The 20,738-nt window shown below is 69.2% G+C and carries 13 protein-coding genes and 4 tRNA genes; 9 read left to right on the plus strand and 8 right to left on the minus strand.

All coding sequences use genetic code 11. From position 1 onward, the window contains the following. Positions 1 to 28: 28 nt before the first annotated feature. The 6 genes from QE399_RS12590 (at position 29) to QE399_RS12615 (ending at position 1,979) form a co-directional block, all read left to right on the plus strand. Positions 29 to 104: transfer RNA gene (locus tag QE399_RS12590), tRNA-Gly, on the plus strand. Between the two features lie 52 nt (positions 105 to 156). After that, positions 157 to 230 (plus strand) — tRNA-Cys (locus QE399_RS12595). A gap of 155 nt (positions 231 to 385) precedes the next feature. Further along, positions 386 to 461: transfer RNA gene (locus tag QE399_RS12600), tRNA-Gly, on the plus strand. A gap of 146 nt (positions 462 to 607) precedes the next feature. Then, positions 608 to 699: transfer RNA gene (locus QE399_RS12605), tRNA-Leu, on the plus strand. 14 nt (positions 700 to 713) lie between these two features. Next, the gene (locus tag QE399_RS12610) at positions 714 to 1,346 is read left to right on the plus strand and encodes a DUF6806 family protein (RefSeq protein WP_309829132.1); all 633 of its coding nucleotides are present in this window, start codon (positions 714 to 716) and stop codon (positions 1,344 to 1,346) included. A gap of 96 nt (positions 1,347 to 1,442) precedes the next feature. Beyond that, positions 1,443 to 1,979 (plus strand): M48 metallopeptidase family protein, encoded by a 537-nt coding sequence (locus QE399_RS12615; RefSeq protein ID WP_309829133.1) that lies wholly within the window; start codon positions 1,443 to 1,445, stop codon positions 1,977 to 1,979. Positions 1,980 to 2,028: 49 nt separating this feature from the next. Here the strand turns inward: QE399_RS12615 and murI are convergent, their stop codons facing one another. From murI to QE399_RS12630, 3 genes are all read right to left on the minus strand, one after another. Further along, entirely contained in the window at positions 2,029 to 2,970 is a 942-nt protein-coding gene (gene murI / locus QE399_RS12620) for a glutamate racemase (protein WP_309829134.1), read from the minus strand. A 244-nt stretch (positions 2,971 to 3,214) separates the two neighbouring features. After that, a complete protein-coding gene (locus QE399_RS12625) occupies positions 3,215 to 4,774 on the minus strand; it encodes a fumarate hydratase (protein ID WP_309829135.1) in 1,560 nt (519 codons plus the stop codon). Between the two features lie 96 nt (positions 4,775 to 4,870). Next, positions 4,871 to 7,066 carry a putative bifunctional diguanylate cyclase/phosphodiesterase gene (locus QE399_RS12630; RefSeq protein WP_405043625.1) on the minus strand — a complete coding sequence of 732 codons (2,196 nt, stop codon included), beginning with the start codon at positions 7,064 to 7,066 and terminating at the stop codon, positions 4,871 to 4,873. A 334-nt stretch (positions 7,067 to 7,400) separates the two neighbouring features. Here QE399_RS12630 and fumC point away from each other — a divergent pair, with 334 nt between their 5' ends. From fumC to QE399_RS12645, 3 genes are all read left to right on the plus strand, one after another. Beyond that, positions 7,401 to 8,786, plus strand: coding sequence for a class II fumarate hydratase (gene fumC, locus QE399_RS12635; RefSeq protein WP_309829136.1), 1,386 nt, complete (start codon positions 7,401 to 7,403; stop codon positions 8,784 to 8,786). Between the two features lie 37 nt (positions 8,787 to 8,823). Next, on the plus strand, positions 8,824 to 10,200 hold the full coding sequence (locus tag QE399_RS12640; RefSeq protein WP_309829137.1) for a sigma-70 family RNA polymerase sigma factor: 1,377 nt from the start codon (positions 8,824 to 8,826) through the stop codon (positions 10,198 to 10,200). A 163-nt stretch (positions 10,201 to 10,363) separates the two neighbouring features. Then, positions 10,364 to 12,721, plus strand: a complete 2,358-nt coding sequence (locus QE399_RS12645; protein ID WP_309829138.1) for a TonB-dependent siderophore receptor — start codon at positions 10,364 to 10,366, stop codon at positions 12,719 to 12,721. Between the two features lie 10 nt (positions 12,722 to 12,731). Here QE399_RS12645 and QE399_RS12650 read toward each other — a convergent pair whose 3' ends face one another. The 5 genes from QE399_RS12650 to proV form a co-directional block, all read right to left on the minus strand. Further along, complete coding sequence (locus QE399_RS12650; RefSeq protein ID WP_309829139.1) at positions 12,732 to 13,985, minus strand: DNA topoisomerase IB; 1,254 nt, start codon at positions 13,983 to 13,985, stop codon at positions 12,732 to 12,734. A gap of 252 nt (positions 13,986 to 14,237) precedes the next feature. After that, entirely contained in the window at positions 14,238 to 16,313 is a 2,076-nt protein-coding gene (locus tag QE399_RS12655) for a TonB-dependent receptor domain-containing protein (protein WP_309829140.1), read from the minus strand. 382 nt (positions 16,314 to 16,695) lie between these two features. Further along, the gene (gene proX / locus QE399_RS12660; protein ID WP_405044105.1) at positions 16,696 to 17,739 is read right to left on the minus strand and encodes a glycine betaine/L-proline ABC transporter substrate-binding protein ProX; all 1,044 of its coding nucleotides are present in this window, start codon (positions 17,737 to 17,739) and stop codon (positions 16,696 to 16,698) included. A gap of 65 nt (positions 17,740 to 17,804) precedes the next feature. After that, the gene (gene proW, locus QE399_RS12665; RefSeq protein WP_309829142.1) at positions 17,805 to 19,133 is read right to left on the minus strand and encodes a glycine betaine/L-proline ABC transporter permease ProW; all 1,329 of its coding nucleotides are present in this window, start codon (positions 19,131 to 19,133) and stop codon (positions 17,805 to 17,807) included. Then, positions 19,130 to 20,425 (minus strand): glycine betaine/L-proline ABC transporter ATP-binding protein ProV, encoded by a 1,296-nt coding sequence (gene proV / locus QE399_RS12670; protein WP_309829143.1) that lies wholly within the window; start codon positions 20,423 to 20,425, stop codon positions 19,130 to 19,132. The genes proW and proV overlap by 4 nt, the downstream gene beginning before the upstream one ends. Positions 20,426 to 20,738 lie beyond the last annotated feature (313 nt).

The following is a 20,738-nucleotide window of genomic DNA, read 5'->3' on the forward strand; positions in this document are numbered from 1 at the left end:
CGATGTATAATCTGAGGCTTCGGTAAATGCGGGAATAGCTCAGTTGGTAGAGCGCAACCTTGCCAAGGTTGAGGTCGAGAGTTCGAGACTCTTTTCCCGCTCCAGTTTTTAAAAGGGGAGGCAATTGCTTCCCCTTTTTGCCAGGTAATTCGGCAGGGCGCGGTAGCAAAGCGGTTATGCACCGGATTGCAAATCCGTGTAGGTCGGTTCGACTCCGGCCCGCGCCTCCAGGTTTTCGGTAGGCGCTTCACTAAAGAGTGGAGCCAGGCCGCAAGCGTGGCGATTGCCTGGTAGGTAGCACGAGAGTTTCGCTTAGTTCTCTGAACGGTAGAAAATCAGTGCTAGAATTTGGTTCTTGCCAGCCCGCAAATGCGGGTTGGTCAATGCGGGAATAGCTCAGTTGGTAGAGCGCAACCTTGCCAAGGTTGAGGTCGAGAGTTCGAGACTCTTTTCCCGCTCCAGTTTGCAAAAAGGGAAGCCCAGGCTTCCCTTTTTTTTGCCTTGCGCTTTGTCATGCGTCCAGGCTGTCGGGCCCGATGGGGTAATGCCACCATGACCCCCGGGTTCGGCGGGCCGGTCCCTGTATGCTGCATGGGTTGCAGCCGGCGCCCCGATGGTGAAATTGGTAGACACTGCGGACTTAAAATCCGCCGCTTCCTGAGAAGGGGCGTGCCGGTTCGACCCCGGCTCGGGGCACCAATTACGATTCGATCATGTCAAGTTACAACGCTCCCTTTGAAATCCACGTGCACGGCCAGGTCCAGTTGCGCCCCGAGGCCGGGTTCGATCAGATCCAGGAGGCGTTGAAGCCTTTGTGGAAGTACGCCGGAGCCCGTTCGCTGGCCGATGGCGCGGCCAGCGCCTATGAGGAAGAGCCGGGGATCCAGTTCGATGCGAAGGCGCACATGCTGCAGATCTGCTGGACGGTGCGAGGCGACGAGGACTTTCGCCAGTCGCTGGACGAGATGTGCATGAGCCTCAACGAACTGGCCGAGCAGGGTGCAGCCATCGAAGTCACGTTCTATGACACGGACTTCGACGAAGAGGAAGAGGACGACGGCACCGAGGCGCGCGACGACTTCGTGATGCTGTTCGTCGGACCGACGCCCGCGGCCATCATGCAGGTGCAGCGCGACCTGCTGGTGCAGGACGTCGTGAACATGATGGAGCGGCACTTCGACGGCTCCGAACTGAGCGGCGTGGTGGCCGAGATCGACAAGCTGTTCTCCGAGCGCTTTGATGCACTGGTGAATTCGCTGGAGATCGGCAAGCCGCCGCGCGGTTCCGGTGGCTCGGGCAGCGGCCATGGTGGCACTGGCGGACGCCGGCCCCGCCATTTGCACTGACACTGCATCCGGCTTCTTCCGCTTCGTCTCTGGGGCGGCGGAGGGCCCGGCGGTCGACCAACAGGGCCCGGTGCAACGCCGCAGGCCCGTCGCCTGATGACTTCCAACGATCTCCCTTATCTGAGCGCCTATCCCGCAGCGCTGCTGGCGCAGGTGCGTGATCTGATCCAGGGCGAAGGCTTGGGACCGGTGCTGCTGCGCCGCTATCCACAAGGCCATGCCGTACGCAACGACAAGGCGCTGTACCAGTACGCGGCGGACCTGAAGGCCCGGCACCTGCGCAATGCCGGTACGGTGCAGAAGGTCGTGTTCGACAGCAAGATCCACGTCGTGCGGCATGCCCTCGGGCTGCACACGGCGTCTGCGCGAATACAGGGCGGGCGGCTGACGGCCCGGCACGAGATCCGCATCGCGTCGATGTTCAAGCAGGTGCCGGAGGAGTTCCTGCGCATGATCGTCGTGCATGAACTGGCCCATCTGCGCGAGAAGGACCACGGCAAAGCGTTCTACCAGCTGTGCGAACACATGGAGCCGCGCTACCACCAGTACGAGTTCGATACCCGGCTGTATCTGACCCACTTGGAGCGATCGGGCGAGCGGCTGTGGGCGGCCGCAGCGGGCTCGGACGTTTAGGCGCTGTCTTTCGGGCGGCTACACCCGCGCTCCCGGTTAAGGTGTGTGCTCATAAATTGATAGCTGCTTGCGCTTGATGGGTGGCCGTCAGGGCCGAAAAAGCTTGTGAATGGGCTCCGGATGCAAGCGTGGGCACCAACACCTGCGCACAGCACCGGGCTGGCAGGCCCAGCCAGCGCTGGGCTGCGGCCTGCAGCAGCGGCAGTTCTCCGGTCGTGAGCAGGCGGACGGCCTCTCCGTCGGGTGTGCTCACCGGGGCCAGCGCACCGGCGGCTTCCAGCAGCCGGCGCGTCTGGCGCGCCACGGGCTCGCCCGTCTCCACGAAACGCACCGCCGGCCCGGTACAGGCCCGCAGCGCCTGTTCGGCAAAGATGTAGTGGGTACAGCCCAGCACCAGCGTGTCGATCTCGCCGTGGCCGGTGCCGAACGGGGCCAGGGCCGCGGTATAGCGCTCGCAGAGCGCGCGGACTTCGGCCGTGGCCGGATCCGTGTCGCGGGCGTCCGCCGTGCTGCGTTCGATGGCCAGGGCCAGCCCGTCGCAGGGTTGGACGGCGAACTGCACGGGGCCCTCCAGCGACGCGCGCAGCCGGCCGAACTTGCCGCTGGCCAGCGTGCCGCGCGTGGCGATCACGCCCACGCGGCCGGTCTGCGTGAGCGACAGGGCCGGCTTCAGCGCGGGTTCCACGCCCACCAGGGGCAGTGCCGGGTAGCGGGCGCGCACCTCGGCGATGGCCGCGGCCGTGGCGGTGTTGCAGGCCACGACGAGCGCCTTGATGCCGTAGGTCTGCAGCAGATGGTGCGCGATCGCTTCGGTGCGTGCGGCCACATAGGCGTCGCCCTGCTCGCCGTAGGGCGCGTGTGCGCTGTCGGCCAGGTACACGAAGCGTTCGTGCGGCAGCGCGGCGCGCAGGGCCCGCAGCACGCTCAGGCCGCCGATGCCGCTGTCGAACACGCCGATCGGCGCCGTGGAAGGGGAGAGGGTAGGGGACATCGAAGGGTCCTTGGAGAGCAGAACTGCAAGCCTGCGTCCGGGCATGCGCCGCGCGCGGTGGCCAGTATGCCCGCGCCGGGAAGATCGTGCAGCCCGCTCTGCTGCCCGGACCGTGGCGAGAGCACGGAGTTGGCGTGGAACCGGTGGTGGACTGCCGTGAAAATCGCCGGGCTGCCCCGCCACACCGCCCAAAGCAAAACCGCCCGAAGGCGGTTTCGTCAGGGGGCGTGCAGGCAGGCCGCGTTCAGGCTTCAGCCAGCGCAATGCCCTTGAACTCGCCCGTGGCGATCTTTTCCTTCCACAGCGCCGGGCCGGTGATGTGGGCGCTGGTGCCGCCCGCATCCACGGCGACCGTCACCGGCATGTCGACCACATCGAATTCATAGATGGCTTCCATCCCCAAGTCTTCGAAGCCCACGACCTTGGCCGTCTTGATGGCTTTGCTCACCAGGTAGGCGGCGCCGCCCACGGCCATCAGGTAGGCGCTCTGGTGCTTCTTGATGGCCTCGATGGCAACCGGGCCCCGCTCGGACTTGCCGATCATGGCGATCAGGCCGGTCTCGGCCAGCATCATGTCGGTGAACTTGTCCATGCGGGTGGCCGTGGTCGGGCCGGCGGGGCCCACGGCTTCGTCGCGGACCGGGTCCACCGGGCCCACGTAGTAGATGACGCGGTTGGTGAAGTCGACCGGCAGCTGCTCGCCCTTGGCCAGCATGTCCTGGATGCGCTTGTGCGCGGCGTCGCGGCCGGTGAGCATCTTGCCGTTGAGCAGGAGGGTATCGCCCGGCTTCCAGCTGGCGACCTCTTCCTTGGTCAGCGTGTTCAGGTCGACGCGCTTGGACTTGTTGTAGTCCGGCGCCCAGTCGATCTTGGGCCAGAGGTCCAGCGACGGCGCTTCCAGGTAGACGGGGCCGGAGCCGTCCAGCACGAAGTGCGCGTGGCGGGTGGCTGCGCAGTTGGGGATCATGGCCACGGGCTTGGACGCGGCGTGCGTGGGGTACATCTTGATCTTGATGTCCAGCACGGTGCTGAGGCCGCCCAGGCCTTGGGCGCCGATGCCCAGGGCGTTGACCTTCTCGAACAGTTCCAGGCGCAGTTCCTCGACCTGGTCGAGCTTTTCGCCGCGCGCCGACTTGGCCTGCAGTTCGTACATGTTCAGGTCGTCCATCAGGCTTTCCTTGGCGAGCAGGACCGCCTTCTCGGCTGTGCCGCCGATGCCGATGCCCAGCATGCCCGGCGGGCACCAGCCGGCACCCATGGTGGGCACGGTCTTGAGCACCCAGTCGACCAGGTTGTCGCTGGGGTTCATCATGACCATCTTGGACTTGTTCTCGCTGCCGCCGCCCTTGGCCGCGACGGTGATGTCCACCGTGTTGCCGGGCACGATCTGCGTGAAGATCACCGCGGGCGTGTTGTCCTTGGTGTTCTTACGCAGGAACTGCGGATCGGCCACCACGCTGGCGCGCAGCGTGTTGTCCGGGTGGTTGTAGCCGCGGCGCACACCTTCGTTGACCGCGTCTTCCAGGCCCTGGCCTGCGGGAAAGCCTTCCCAGCGCACGTCCATGCCGATCTTCAGGAACACGTTGACGATGCCGGTGTCCTGGCAGATGGGTCGCTGGCCCGTGGCGCTCATCTTGCTGTTGGTGAGGATCTGCGCCATCGCGTCCTTGGCCGCGGGGCTTTGTTCGCGCTCATAGGCGCGGGCCAGGTGGGCGATGAAGTCGGCGGGGTGGTAGTAGGAGATGTACTGCAACGACGCAGCGACGGATTCCACGAGGTCGTGGTACCGGATGGACGTGGTCATGGTGGGGTGTGTTTTGTAGGAAGAAGCGAACACCGCAATTATCGCCGCCTGGTGCGAAGCGCGCCCATGCCCAGAGCGGGGCGGCCTGCGGCGCGTTCAGGCGGCGGCTGCGGCGGGACCCGCGCGCGGCGCAGGGCTATCCGCCCAGGTGCCGGCCGTGTGCCTGCGTGCCCAGTCCAGCAGCGCATCGGCCGGCATGGGCCGGGCGAAGAGAAAGCCCTGCAGCTCGTCGCACTGCATGGCCCGCAGGATGTCGCGCTGGCCCTGCGTTTCGACGCCTTCGGCCACCACGTGCAGCCCCAGTGCGTGCGCCAGGCGCACCACGGCGTCGACCACGGCGCGGGCGTCTTCCTGGTGCTCCAGATCGGCCACGAAGCTGCGGTCGATCTTGAGCTGCTGCACCGGCATGCGGCGCAGGTAGCTCAGGCTGGAGTGGCCGGTGCCGAAGTCGTCGATGGACAGCGAAATGCCGATGCGCTCCAGCTCTTCCAGCGTGCGCTGGGTGGCCTGCGTGTCCTCCATGGCCACCGATTCCGTGATCTCGCACAGCAGCTGCGAGGGCTCCACGCCGTGCTCCTGCAGCGCCTGGGCGATGCGCCGCGCCAGGCCGGTCTCGCGCAGCTGGTGGACCGACAGGTTGATGGCCACCGGCATCTGCAGGCCCTGCGCATGCCACTCGGCGATCTGGCGGCAGGCCTCGCCGATCACCCAGTTGCCCAGCGGGTTGATGAGGCCGGAGCGCTCTGCCAGTGCAATGAACACCGCCGGGCTCACGGGACCCCGGGTGGGATGCTGCCAGCGCAGCAGCGCTTCGACCCCGCGGGCACCGCCGCGCGCGCCGTCGATCTTGGGCTGGTAGTGAAGCGCCAGCTGCCGGCTGGCGTCGCCCAGCGCGCGGCGCAGGTCACTCTTGAGCTCCAGCAGGTTCGTGGCGTCCGACCGCATCGATTCCTCGAACAGCGCGTAGCCATTGCCGCCCGCGCGCTTGGCGGCATACATGGCCGCATCCGCATGGGCCATGAGCTTGTCGCGCTCCCCGTGGTCCGGGTAGACGACCACACCGATGGAGCACGAGATCTGCACCTGTCGGCCCCCCAGGTCGAACGGCTGCGCCATCGACGCCAGGATGCGCTCGGCCACGCCCCCGCATTCCGGCACGCTGCCCACGTTCTCCAGCAGCAGCACGAACTCGTCGCCGCCCACGCGCGCGACGGTGTCGCTATCCCGCGCATCGCCATGCAGGCGCTGTGCGGCCTGGGCCAGGATGGCGTCGCCGAAGGCATGGCCGAACGAGTCGTTCATCGGCTTGAAGCCATCCAGGTCGACGAAAAGCACCCCCAGCCGCTCCGTGACCTTGCGGTGGTTGGCGCGGTCCAGCCGGAGCAGCGCCTGCGCCAGGCGGTCTTCGAACAGCAGGCGATTGGGCAGGCCGGTCAGCGGATCGGCGAAGGCCTGCTTCTGCAGGGCCGCGTTAGCGCGGGTGAGCTGGTCGTTGCTTTCCTGCAGGGAGCGCGTGAGGGCGCGTGCGGTGCTCTGCAGGCGCGCGTCCAGGATGGACGTGAACAGCGTGCTGATGAGCAGCATGCCCGTGGCGAGCACGATCACCGCGGTCAGCCCGGAGCCGCCCAGCGCGTTGGCGCTGGTGCAGACGGTGCCTACGGGAAAGTCGGCCGCCGCCATGCCGGTGTAGTGCATGCCGCAGATGGCCGCAGCCATGACCACGGAGGCCAGCATTTGGAAGGCCGGGCGGCGCGGCCCGTGCACCTTGCGCAGCAGCTGGAAGAGGGCCAGCGCCGAAGCGGAGGCCAGCACCGCGATGAGGACGGAGGCCGCCACGACCCACGGGCGCCATACGATGGGCAGCGACATGTCCAGCGCCTGCATGCCGATGTAGTGCATTGCGCTGATGCCGCCGCCCATGGCCAGCGCACCCCAGACGAGGTGGCGCCGCCGGAAGGCCGGCATGCTGGCCAGGGCCAGTGCGATACCGGAGGCGCCCACCGCAGCAATCCAGGACAGCAGGGTCAGCAGACTGGTGAACCCGAGCGCGATGGGCAGCCGGAACGCCTGCATGCCCAGAAAGTGCATGCTCCACACGCCGGAGCCCATGACGACCGAGCCGGCCACCCACCACGCCAGGCCGCTGCGCCGTTCGGACGTACGCACGCGCCGCGCCAGGTCCAGCGTGACATACGACGCCAGCAGCGCGATGCCGAACGACGCCGCCACCACGGGCGGGTCGTAGCTGGCAGGCATGAAGCCTGTCGCGGTGGTGAGGAGGGCGGATGACATGACTAAGAAACGTGTGCAAATGCAGGCGGGTCAGGCGCCTGCCTTTCTCATACGCAGGCCCCGCCCGTTTGGTTTACATCAAGTAACAAAAGATTGGAAATACGCGCGCAGTACGGAACCGGCTGGGTCAGGCAGGAAGACTGGAACGGCGCGTTGCTGCAGAAATGAGAATGGTTTCTCTTCCGCGCTATGCTCTTCGGCTGTGCCCGCTGGTCCAGGTGCTCCAGGATTTGCCGGTGCAACTGGTGCCATCGGTAATCCGGCGCCGCTGGCGCCCACCCCATCGCCGCTCTTCGCTTTTTTCCTTCACCTTCATTCCCGGGGAATGCCTGCTATGACCATCCGTACCGAACGTGACACCTTTGGACCCATCGACGTCCCCGCACACCGACTGTGGGGCGCGCAGACGCAGCGCTCGTTGCAGAACTTCGACATCTCCGGTGAGCAGCAGCCGCGCGAGATCATCAAGGCGCTGGCCCAGGTGAAGCGGGCATCGGCCCAGGTGAACCACGCCCTGGGCCTGCAGGACGCGCGCAAGACCGAGGCCATCGTGGCTGCCGCCGACGAAGTGATTGCCGGCAAGCACCCGGAAGAATTTCCGCTGGTCGTCTGGCAGACCGGCTCGGGCACGCAGACCAACATGAACGTCAACGAGGTGCTGGCCAACCGCGCCAGCGAGATCCTCGGCGGCGAGCGGGGCGAGGGCCGCCTCGTCCACCCCAACGACGATGTGAACCGCAGCCAGTCCAGCAACGACGTGTTCCCCACGGCCATGCACGTGGCGGCGGTGGAGGCGCTCACGCACCGCCTGCTGCCGGCCATCGCCAAGCTGCGCACCACGCTGGAAGCGAAGGCGCAGGCCTTCGACGGTATCGTGAAGATCGGCCGCACGCACCTGCAGGATGCGACGCCGCTCACGCTGGGTCAGGAGATCTCGGGCTGGGTGGCCCAGCTGGCGCACGGCGAGAAGCACGTGCGCGATGCGTTGCCGCATCTGTATGAGCTGGCCCTGGGCGGCACCGCCGTGGGCACCGGCCTGAATGCGCCCAAGGGCTACGCCGAAGGCGTGGCGAAGGAGCTGGCTGCGCTCACCGGGCTGCCGTTCGTCACGGCGCCGAGCAAGTTCGAGGCGCTGGCCTCCGTGGATGCGCTGGTGCATGCGCATGGCGCGCTGAAGACGCTGGCGGCCAGCATGATGAAGATCGCCAACGACGTGCGCTGGCTCGCCAGCGGCCCGCGCAGCGGCATCGGCGAGATCAGCATCCCCGAGAACGAGCCCGGCTCGTCCATCATGCCGGGCAAGGTGAACCCCACGCAGAGCGAGGCCGTGACCATGCTGGCCGCGCAGGTCTTCGGCAACGACGTGGCCATCAACTTCGGCGGGGCCTCGGGCAACTTCGAGCTCAACGTGTTCCGCCCGATGGTGGCGCACAACTTCCTGCAGAGCGTGCGCCTGCTGGCGGACGGCATGGTCAGCTTCAACGACCACTGCGCCGTCGGCATCGAGCCCAACCGCGAGCGCATCGGCGAGCTGGTCAGCCGCTCGCTGATGCTGGTGACGGCGCTCAACACCCACATCGGCTACGACAAGGCGGCCTTCATCGCCAAGAAGGCGCACAAGGAGGGCTCGTCGCTGCGCGAAGCGGCGATCGCTTCGGGCCACGTCACGGGCGAGCAGTTCGACCAGTGGGTCGTGCCCGAGAACATGGTCGGCCGCTGACCGCCAGGCCTGATCCCCGCCGCGCCCCGCTGCTCCCATGACCGCCCGGACAGGATCCTTCTCCCTGCTCGCCAGCTTCCAAGCCAGCTATGCCGACCTGGTGCGCTATCTGGCGCGCCGCACCGGCAGCGCCGAATCCGCGCGCGATGCGGCGCACGACACCTGGCTGCGGGTGGCCGACATGGCAGCGCGCGGTCAGGGCCCGGCGCTGGCCTGCGAGGACGAGGCGCGGGCGTATCTCTTCGCCATGGCGCGCAACCTGGTGATCGACCAGCAGCGCCGGCAGGGGCTGGAGCTTCGCCATGCGGCCACGCCGGCGCACGGCGGCGCCCACACGCCCGATGTAGCGGAGGCGGCCATGTACGGGCAGGCCATCGCCGCGGTGGAGGCGGCGCTGGCGGGGCTGCCGGACCGGGTACGGCAGGTCTTCCTGCGCAGCCGGGTCCATGGCGAGGACCAGGGCGCGCTGGCGGCCGAATTCGGCGTGTCGCGCAACATGATCGAGCGCGACATGATCCGCGCCATGGACGGGGTGCAGCGCGCGCTGGAGCAGTGGAGGGCGGGCCACCGTCCGCCGGATCTGGCGACGGAGGGGGCTGCGCCTGCGCCCCGGGCGGGCCGGCGCCGGTCGCTGGCGGCGCTGCTGGGCGTGGCCGGCCTCGCCATGGGCGGAGTCGGCGGTGTGGCCGGCTGGCGCTGGTGGCGCCTGGCAGTGCCCGAGTGGCAGCAGACCGCATCCACCGCGCATGGCCGAACGCTGCGCCAGCCCTTGCCGGACGGCAGCGTGCTGTCGCTGGACGCTGCCACGCGCGTGGCGGTGGCCTACTACGCCGCGCTGCGCCGCGTGCAATTGCAGGAAGGCGCGGCGTTCTTCGAGGTCGCTCCTGACGCCGGCCGGCCGTTCGTGGTCGAGGTGGCGGGCGACCCCGCCACGGCGCATGCCGGCGTGCGCATCACCGTGCTGGGCACGCGCTTCGGCGTGGAGCGGGGCGCGCACGGCGCCGTGCAGGTGCAGGTCGAATCCGGCCGCGTGCGGGTGGAAACGCTCGACGCCGCGGGCCTGCCGGTGCTGTCCCGGGAACTGGCCGCTGGCGATGCCCTGCGCATCGACGCCGAACACGGCTTTGCGCAGACCCGTCTGCCCGACCCGCGCGCGGCCGCCGGCTGGCGCCACGGCGCCGTCGGGTTCGACGCCGTGCCGCTGGGAGAGGCGGTCGGGCGCCTGCGCCGTTACCTGCCGCGCCCGGTCGAGGTGGATGCCGCGGCCGCCGGGCTGCGCCTGTCAGGCCAGGTGCGCATTGCGCAGGCGGAAGACTTCGTGCGGGCGCTGCCCGGCGTTCTGCCGGTGCGCTCGCGCCTGCAGAACGGGCGCTGGCGCGTGGACGCCATCGCCCAAGGAGCGCCCGGGGGATGAATTCAGCGTTTTGAGCCAAATCGGCCTCCAGCGCTTACGTATCAAGCGCTGTTAGCTATTATTTTTGATAGTCTGTAAAAAAACAGGCGCAGCCTGTTCAGGATGTCGCGGGCCCGGTTCGTTGTAGCGGGATTGCCAACCCTTCAACCCGTTGCTGGCCGCCATGATTTTTTCCCCGCCTCCGTTATCCCGTACCGCCCTGGCCGCCGCGCTGGCCCTGGTCAGCCTGCAGGCTGCCGCGCAGCCGTCGCCGCAGTTCGCCATCGCGGCCCAGCCGCTGGCCGATGCGCTCCGCGACTTCACCGCGCAGTCGGGCCTGCAGCTCGTCTACCCGCCGCATTGGCTGGAGGGCCGCACCGCCAGCGCGGTGAACGGAGCGCTGGCACCGCAGGCCGCGCTCGCGCAGTTGCTGCAAGACACGGGCCTGCAGGCGCAACGCGACGGCGCCACTTGGACGCTGGCGCGCGTGCCCGCCGTGGAGGCCGTGGCGCTGCCGCAGGTCACCGTGCGCGCGGGGGCCGGCGAAACCGCCACCGGCCCGGTGCCGGGCTATGTCGCGCGCCGCAGCACCACGGCCACCAAGACCGATGCGCCGCTGCTGGAAACGCCGCAGTCCATCAGCGTGGTAGGCGCCGAGGAAATGGCCGCACGCAAGACTGATTCCGTCGCCGAGGCGCTGGGCTACGCGCCCGGCATCCTCACGCAGCCCAGCGGCTTCTCGCGGCTGGCGGACGACTACATCATTCGCGGCTTCGACGCGGGCGGGCGCACGGGCAGCGTGCTGCGCGACGGCATGAAGCTACAGTCCGCGCAGTTCGATGGTGGCCAGGAACCGTACGGTCTGGAGCGCGTGGAGCTGCTGCGCGGCGCGTCGTCCGTGCTGTATGGCCAGCTATCGCCTGGCGGCCTGGTCAACGCCGTCAGCAAGCGCCCCAGCGCCGAGCCGATGCACGAGCTGATCGCCGAGACCGGCAGCCACGGCCGCAAGCAGATCGCCACCGACCACACCGGCGCGCTGAATGCCGACGGCACGCTCAGCTACCGGCTCACGGCGATGCTGCGGCGCAGCGGCACGCAGGTCGATGCCATTGACGACGACAAGCACTACATCGCTCCCGCATTGCGCTGGCAGCCCAGCGCCGCCACCTCCGTCTCGCTGCTGGCCAGCCACCAGCGCATCGACACGCGCCTGGTCGCGCCGATGCCCTTCGACAGCACGCTCTGGAGCCAGCGCACCGGCCGCAAGATCCCGTACACGCAGTTCGCGGGCGAGCCGGGCTTCGACCATTACGTGGGCGAGATGAGCACGCTCGGCTGGTCGCTGGAGCACCGCTTCAATGACCGGCTGCAACTGCGCCACGCGCTGCGCGGCTACCGCTCCGACGTGCGCTATGCCTACCTGACGCCCGGCGCCGTCGCGGGCACGCGCCTGGCGCGCCGCGCCGATCTGCGCACCGACGCAACGCACGCCGTCACCAGCGACACGCAACTGCAGTGGGACGGCCCCCGCACCGGCAACTGGCAGCACACCCTGCTGGCGGGGCTGGACGTGTACCGCCGCCAGTACGACACCACCCGCCGCGCCGGCACGGTGGCCCCGCTGGACCTGGCCCAGCCGGCCTACGGCGCCGTGCCCGCCATCGGCGCCACCGACACCGGTGCGGACCAGACCGGCCGGCAGACCGGCGTGTATCTGCAGGACCAGATCCGCTGGGCCGACCGCTGGGTCTTCGTGCTGGGCGGTCGTTACGACTGGGCCACCAGCGACACGGTGGCCCACCGGGGCGGGGCGGTCACGCGGCAGGACGACGGCCGCTTCAGCGGACGCGCCGGCGTGGTGCGCCTGCTGGATGGCGGCTGGGCGCCGTATGCCAGCCTGAGCCAGTCGTTCTTCCCGACGGCGGGCACCGACCGCCAGGGCCAGGCCTTCCGCCCCACGCTGGGAGAGCAGGCCGAAGTGGGCGTGCGCTGGCAGCCGCCGGGGTCGGACACGCTGGTGTCCGCCGCCGTCTACGAATTGAACCAGCGCAATGTGCTGACCGACGACCCTGCCGACGGCAACTTCAGCGTGCAGACCGGCAAGGTGCGGTCACGCGGCGTGGAACTGGAAGCACGCGTGACGCCGGTACGCCGACTGAGCGTGGTGGCCGCGTACAACTATGTCGATGCGCGCACCGTGCGTGACAACGACGCGGCCCTGGTCGGCCAGCGCAGCACCGGCGTGCCGCGGCACACGGCGTCGCTGTGGGTGGACTATGCGTGGGGTGCGCTGGGCCTGCCCGGCCTCTCCACCGGTGCGGGCCTGCGCTGGCGCGGGGAGGCGCCCACCGCCGCCACGGCCAGCGTGCGCGAGACGCCCTCGTATGCGTTGATCGATCTGCGCGTGGCCTATGCGTTCGGCCCCTGGCTCACCAGCGTCAAGGTCAGCAACGTGGGGGACAAGCGCTATCTGCACTGCCAGGGCACCTGCCGCTACGGCGACCTGCGCACGGTCGTCGCGCAGCTGGGCTACCACTGGTAGAGAGACCGTGTCAGGCCGCCAGGCGCGCCGGCGCTACGCGAGCGGCCTTGCGGCGGCGCGGTCTGGCTGCGCTGGGGGCGGTTGCGGCCGCCTGGGATGCGGCCTGCTTCCTCGGCCGCGCGGGCGGGCTCGGGCTGCGGGCCGGCGGCCGGCGCAGAAAGGCCAGCAGCCGCCGCTCCGGCGCCGCGAGGCCCCGGGGCGCAGCGCCTTCGCCGCCGATGCGGTCCCACACCTTCTGCATGTCGGGCCCCGCGTCCGACGCCAGCCGCGTGCCCAGTTCCAGCACCGCGGGGTGGACGTAGGACTTCTTGCACACGGCCGGCGTATTGCCCAGCTGGCGCGCCACTTCGATCAGGATGGCCTTGGCGCTGTACGACGCCGGGCCGCATTCACCCGTGCAGGCCAGCCGCGTCAGCTCCAGGGCCTGCGCGGTGCCATGCCAGGTGCGGAAATCCTTGGCGGTGAAGGTGGGGCCGAGGGCATCGCCCGTGCCGTGGGTGATCTCACGCAGGTAGTCGTTCACGTCGCTGGAGCCGATGGCGTGGCGCTGGCCGTCCGCATCCTCGTACTGGAACAGCTCCTGCCCGGGCAACTGCTGGCAGCGGCGCACCACGCGGGCCACGCGCGGGTCGTCCAGGCGGGCCTCCTGCTCCACGCCGCTCTTGCCGCGAAAGCGCAGCGTGAGCTGGCTGCCGCGTACGCCGGCATGGCGGTTGCGCAGCGTCGTCAGGCCGTAGGACTTGTTGGTGGCGGCGTATTCCTCGTTGCCCACGCGCAGGAAGGTGGTGTCCAGCAGGCGCACGATGGTGGCCAGCACCACGGTGCGCGACAGCGCGGGCTCGCCCCGCCGGGGCTTGAGGTCGCGTGCCACGCGGGCGCGGATGCGCGGCAGCGCCTGGCCGAAGGCGCGCATGCGCTCGAACTTGTCCTCGTCGCGCACGCGGCGCCACTCGGGGTGGTAGCGGTACTGGCGCCGGCCGCGCGCATCCAGGCCCGTGGCCTGCAGATGGCCGTTGGCGCGCGGGCAGATCCACACGTCGGTGTAGGCGGGCGGAATGGCCAGCTTGCGGATGCGGGCGATCTCTTCTTCGTCGCTCAGCCAGCTGCCGTCGGGCCGGCGGTAGCGGAAGGTCTTGCCGTGCCGCACGCGCGCCAGGCCGGGCATGTCGGCAGACACATAGACCAGCCCGCCGGGCAGGCGCGTGCCCGGGCGGGGCGGTTCGGCGGCGGCAGCATCAGAGACGGCGGCGGGGCTGGTGGGCATGCGGCGTACGGTTCGGAGCGGGGTGGTGCGGGGCCAGGACGGTGCCTGAAATAGCGGCTGCCGCCATCACACCGCAGCGCGCCGCACGCGGCTGTAGGAGCCCGTCCGCACCCAGGGTGGGAGCGTCCCTCCGCCGGTACCGCTGCTCGTAGGTATCCGCACCCTTTGCTGAAAATGCCTCCAGCGCCCGTCCATAAAGCGCAGTTAGCTATTGAAATAATAGCGTTCTGCTTTGCGCGCGTGGTGGGGTGCTCAGAACCGCGCCGTCGCGCCGACGAAGTACGTGCGCCCCCCGTTGTCGTAGTTGCTGCCCAGTTCGCGGGACTGCTTGTCGGTGAAGTTGATGACGCCGGCGCGCAGGGTCACCGTGTCGTTCACCTGGTAGTTGGTGGAGACGTCGAAGGTGGTGTAGGCCTTGGCGAAGTTGCTGGCGGAGCCGGTAGTGAGCAGTTCCTTGCCCGTATGGTGCGCGCTCAGCGCCGCCGTCCACGCCGCGCGGATGCGCCACTGCAGCGACGAATACGCCGTGAGGCGCGGCACGGCCAGCAACGAGGCGCCCGTGGTCAGGTTCTTGGACTCGAACATGCGGGTGACGTTGGTGTTCCAGTCCAGGCCCGGGGCCAGCGGCACGTTGAAGGTGGCCTCCAGGCCGCGGGTGCGGGCGCGCTGGGCGTTGGCCATGCGCGTCCACCAGTAGCCGTTGAAGAAGCCGAGCGGCTGGTAGTCGATCTTGTTCTTGAAGTTGGTGTGGAAGTACGTGGCGCCCAGCGACCAGCCGTTGCGGTCCCAGCTGGTGCCCAGCTCGAAATTGGTGCTGGTCTCCGGTTCGAGGTCGGGGTTGCCCGCCATGTAGCAGCCGCGCGTGCCGTCCGCGTTGACGCTGGTGCTGGTCCAGCCCCGCCCGGCCAGGCTGCGACAGCCATTGCCGCCGGACTGCGTGGCCGCGTTAGGCGAGTTCTCCTTGAGCCCCGGCGCGCGGAAGCCGCGCGACACGCCGCCGCGCACCGTCCACTCGGGCTGCGGGTGGTAGACGATGTAGGCCCTGGGGCTCCAGTTGCTGCCGTACTTGTGGTGGTGGTCCATGCGCAGGCCGAGCGTGAGGGCCAGGTTCTCGCGCAGGAAGATCTGGTCCTCGCCGAAGAGCGCCCAGGTCGATGCGCTGATGGACGAGCCGTTGACCGCGTTGCCGCGGTAGTCGATGGGCGCCAGGCCGATGGTGTCGCGGTTGTCCAGCTCCTCGCGCTTCCACTGGCCGCCCAGGGCCAGGGCCTGGTCGAAGCCGAATAATTTCGCCGGCAGGTCCACCCGGCCGTCCAGCGTGGTCTCGCGGGAGTTGTTGCCGATGGTGTCGCCCTTGTCCTCGTAGCGGTGGTGGGCGAGGTTGATGCGCGAGCGCACGTCGCCCCAGCGGCCTTCATGGCTGGCACCGACGTGCGTGTGCTCCAGCTTGCTCAGGCCCCACTGCGCGACCAGCGGGTTGCCGTTGGCGGCACGCACGTCCGAGCCGGTGGCGCGCTGCGTGCCATGGCCGGTCTCCAGGCCGATCACCTGGTCGGGCGTGAGCTGCCAGTTCAGCAGGGCGTTGAGGTTCTGCTTGCGCGAGCCCGCCGTGGACAGGTACGCGCCGGGGAAGCCGCCGTTGCCCTCGTCCGCGGCGCGGTCGGTGTAGTTGCCGGCCAGGCGCAGGCCGAGGCGGTCCGACACGGGGCCGCTGGCATTGAAGCCCCACTGCCGCGTGTCGCCCCGGTCGCCGTCCGAGGGGCGGCTGTAGTTGAGCGTGGTCGAGCCCGACCAGCGCGGCGCGATCTTGCGCGTGATGATGTTGATGACGCCGCCCATGGCGTCCGAGCCGTAGAGCGATGACATCGGGCCGCGCACCACCTCGATGCGCTCGATCATCTCGGGCGAGATCCAGTCCAGATCCTGCTGGCCCAGATCGTCGCGGTAGTTCACGCCGGCCGAGTTGCCCTGGCGCTGGCCGTCCACCAGGATCAGCGTGTACTTCTCGGGCAGGCCGCGCAGTCGGATCTTGGACTGCGCGCCGGTGCCCGACAGGCCGCCCGTCACACCCGGCACGGTGGCCAGCAGCTCGCCGATGCTGGTGACGGGTTTGCGCTCGATGTCCTCGCGGGTGATGACGCTGATGCTGGCGGGCGCCTCCCGGATGTCCACGGCCGTGCCCGACGCGGTCACCACCACGGTGGACAGCGCCGCGGTGTCCGGGGCCGCGGGAGATGACGACTGTGCGTGGGCTGCGGCCATGCCGGCACAGGCCAGGGCGGCAGCGAGGGGGAGGGGCAGGGGGCGGAGCAGTGCGTATCGGGCCATCGGTCAAACATCCTTCGATCAATACAACAAGACAATTGCTAATGATAACAATTCGTATTTGTATTGTATCGAGGGTGTAAAGACGCTCTGGGATGGAGTGGCCGGGTGCCTTGAAAATGGAACCGGGCGGAATGGGCTCGGCCGGCCAGGCCAGGTCTGCCTCGGACGGGACTGCGTAATGTGTGGGGAGCTGGGGAAGACGCCGATCCCGCCGGCCGTGCTCTGCTGTCGGAGTGTTTCGCTATTTTATTGATAGCTGTATGCGCTTGTGGATAGGGCGTTCCCGGCAATTTTGGCAAATAAAAACCCGCGCCTCTTGCGAGGGCGGGCGTTCGGGAACGGGGCGCGGGCGGCGGCGCGGTTGCCGCGCCTGCAGCGCTACTTACTTGGCCGCGGCCAGCGCCTGCTGGATCCAGCCGTCGAAGGTCTTCTGGTGCGCCTTGATCCAGCCGTCGGCGTGGCGCGCGATGTCGGCCGGCTTGTTCTGGCCGTTCTTCATGGCCAAGTTCTGCGCGTTGATGTCGCCCACCGACACCTGCATCACCTCGAACAGCTTGGCGGCGGCCGGGTTCTTCTGCACGAACTGCTTGTTGGCCACGATGCGCTGGTTGTTCAGCACGAAGCCGTAGTTCTTGCCGTCAGGCAGCTTGGTGTCGATTTTGGCCTGCTCGCCGGGCAGCGAGGAGTGCGGCACCTGCAGCCACACCACGTCCTGGCCCGGGCGCAGCACGCCGCTCACCCAGTAGGGCGTCCAGGTGTAGTACAGGATGGGCTTGCCCTGCTTGAAGCGGGCGATGGTGTCGGCGATCAGCGCCGAGTAGCTGCCCTGCACGTGCGTCACCGTGTCGCTGAGCTGGAAGGCCTTGAGCTGGTGCTCGATCACGCCCTCGCAGCCCCAGCCGGGGTTGCAGCCCGTCAGGTCGGCCTTGCCGTCGCCGTTGGTGTCGAACAGCTTGGCGAGCTTCGGGTCCTTGAGCTGGTCGATGTGGGTGATCTTGTACTGCTCGGCCGTCTTCTTGTCGATCAGGTAGCCCTGCGCGGCATTCTGCGAATAGGTGCCCGTGCGCGACAGCTTGGCGTCGCCGCCGGCGTTCTTGTAGAAGTCGGCGTGCAGCGGGTCCCAGTGGTCGGCCATGTAGGTCGCGTCCCCATTGGCGATGGCGACGTGGGCCGTGGCGTACTCGATCTCCTTGATGGGCTGCACGGTGTAGCCGAGCTTTTCCATTGCGCGGCCCACCAGCAGGGTCTGAAAGGTCTCTTCCGCGATCGAGCTTTGCAGCGGCTGCACGGTGATGCCCTTGCCGGGCAGGTCCTGCGCGTGGCTTGCGGCGGCGCCGCCGGCCAGGCCCAGGGCCACGAGGCTGGTAGCCAGCAGGCCGCGGGCTGCGGCGGTGGGGGCGATGCGGTGGGTCTTCCAGGTCATCATCATCATCAGTTCAGGCTCCTTGGTTTTTTGAAATCAATGGCAGTCGGGGAGGGAGGGCGCGGCCCTCAGTGGGCCGTGCCGGCCAGCGTGGTGCGGTGCAGGGACGTGTCCACGGTCACGACGGACGGGCTGGCCGCCGCGGCGGGCTCCTGCGCGGCCGGTGCGGCCTTGGCGGGCCGCTGCACCAGGCGCCACACCAGGCCCGCGGGGCCGGTCTGCCACCAGTGGCGCGCGCCGCGGCGGGATTGGCCCAGCGACTGGGTGATGCGGTCCAGCGTGATGGCCAGCAGCACGATGCCCAGGCCGCCCACGGTGGCCAGGCCCATGTCCAGGCGGCCGATGCCGCGCAGCACCATCTGGCCCAGGCCGCCCACGGCGATCATGGAAGCGATCACCACCATCGACAGCGACAGCATGAGCGCCTGGTTGATGCCGGCCATGATGGACGGCATGGCCAGCGGCAGCTGCACCTTGAACAGCATCTGCAGGGGCGAGGCGCCGTACGCGCGGCTGGCCTCGATCAGGTCGGGCCGCACCTGGCGGATGCCCAGGTTGGTCAGGCGCACCAGCGGCGGCAGCGCGAAGACGATGGTCACCACCACGCCCGGCACGTTGCCGATGCCGAACAGCATCACCACCGGCACCAGGTACACGAAGGCCGGCGTGGTCTGCATGGCGTCCAGCACGGGGCGCATCAGGCGCTGCGCGCGGTCGCTGCTGGCCAGCAGGATGCCCAGCGGCAGGCCGATCAGCACGCAGAAGGCCAGCGACGTGAGCACCAGCGACAGCGTCACCATGGCCTCGGGCCAGATGCCCAGCATGGCGACCAGCAGCAGCGAGATCACCGTGCCGATGGCCAGCGCCCGGCCGGCGAACTGCCAGGCCAGCAGGCCGACGATGGCGATCATGCCCAGCGTCGGCACGCTGGTGAGCACGCTCTCCACCCACTGCAGCGTGCCGTCGATGGGCGCACGCACGCTCTGGAAGAAGGGGCGGAAGTGCTCCACCACCCAGCCCAGGCCCTGGTTGATCCAGTTCTCGACGGGCAGCGAGCCGTCGAAGAGCTGGCTCAGGTGCAGGCCGCCCGCAGCCGAAGGGTCGGCGCCGGTGGCCGCGTCCACGCCGCCGGGCGCCGCGTTCAGCCAGTCGGTGGCGCCGCCGGCGCTGTCGCTGGGCGCGGTGGAGGCGGCCCACGGGTCGGTGGGGGCTGCAGCGTCCGGCGCTGCGCCGGCCGGAGCGTCCCAACCGGGCGAGGCGGGCGAGGGGGCTGCGGGCGCGTCACCGCCGCCCGCCCAGGGATTCGTGTCCGCTGGCGGCGGCAGGTCGGCCTGTGCCAGCAGCACGGGCGCTTGCGTTTCGGTCAGGGTGTGGGCGGTCGTGCTGGTGATACTCATGCGGGGCTCCCGGTACGTTGTTCTGACGGCGTGGCCGTGGCGGCGGCGTGGGCGGCGGCGGCAAAGCCGTTCGGGGGCGCGCCCGGCGGCACGGGCGGCGTGTCGCGGTCCAGGAAGCGCAGCAGCGTGGTCTTGCTGATGGCGCCGCGCAGTCGGCCGTCCCCATCCACCACGGGCAGGGCGCAGGGCGCCTGCGCCACCTGGCCGAACAGGTCGGCCACGGGCGCGTCGGCGGCGATGGTCGTCACCTCGGGCATGAAGGCGTGCTGCAGGCCCATCGGCCCGGTGTGGCCGTGCAGCGCCGTGCGCAGCGAGTCGGCCGACACTGTGCCCAGGTAGCGCTGCGTGGGGCTCACCACGTAGGCGAAGTTGTCGTCATGGCCTTCGATGAGCTGCAGCGCCGCGCGGCAGCCGCGGTCGGTGTGCTCGCGCACCACGGTCAGCCGCTTGCGCGCGATGTCTCCGGCCTTGAACACGGCCGCCGCGTCCACGCCGCGCACGAAGTTGCGCACGTAGTCGTTGGCAGGGTTGCGCAGGATCTCGTCCGGCGTGCCCACCTGCACCACCTGGCCGTCCTTCATGATGGCGATGCGGTCGCCGATGCGCATGGCCTCGTCCAGGTCGTGCGAGATGAAGACGATGGTGCGGCGCTGGATCTGCTGCAGGCGCAGCAGCTCGCTCTGCATCTCGGTGCGGATGATCGGGTCCAGGGCCGAGAAGGCCTCGTCCATCAGCAGGATGGACGGGTCGGAGGCCAGCGCCCGGGCCAGGCCCACGCGCTGCTGCATGCCGCCCGACAGCTCGTCGGGGTAGCTGGCGCCCCAGGCGCCCAGGCCCACCTGCTCCAGCGCGCGGGCGGCCTGCTGCTGGCGCTCGGCGCGGTCCACGCCGGCCAGCTCCAGGCCGAAAGCGGTGTTGTCCAGCACGGTCATGTGCGGCATCAGCGCGAACGACTGGAACACCATGCTGATGTCCTTGCGGCGCAGGGCGCGCAGCTGGCGGTCGCTCAGCGCGTTGATGTCCTGCCCGTCCACCACGATGCGGCCGGCGGTGGGCTCGATCAGGCGGTTGAGCATGCGCACCAGCGTGGACTTGCCGGAGCCCGACAGGCCCATGACGACGAAGATTTCGCCGGCCTCGATGGTGAAGGTGGCGTCGAACACGCCGATCGAATTGCCGGTGCGCTCCAGGATGTCCTGCTTGCTCAGGCCCTGGCGGACCAGTTCGAGCGCGTCGTCGGGCGAGTCCCCGAAGACCTTGAAGACATGGTCGATGATGATTTGCTTGGCCACGGTGTGGTTCCTCCCTCGGTTGATACGGGTTGAACAGCAGCCGGCACGCGCCCGCAGGCGGCTCCGGCACGAAGGCCGCGGACACGGAAAACCCTGATGCGGCAGCCCGGCCCGGTGCGCCCTGGGGGCGCAGCGCCAAAGGCTGCAGAGACGTGGAAGGGACACGCGGAGGTGTCGCCAGATCGGCCCGAATGGCACGCATGAAGAGGTGCGCAAGGGCCTGTGCGGTACGGAAGAGGTCTGGGCAGAGGACTTCCGTTTGCCGCGGTGGCGGCTGCGCGTGGTGCGCGGGCCGCCGGGGCATCAGGGCCGA

It is taken from the genome of Paracidovorax wautersii (assembly GCF_031453675.1).
In the GTDB taxonomy this organism is placed as follows: Bacteria; Pseudomonadota; Gammaproteobacteria; order Burkholderiales; family Burkholderiaceae_C; genus Paracidovorax.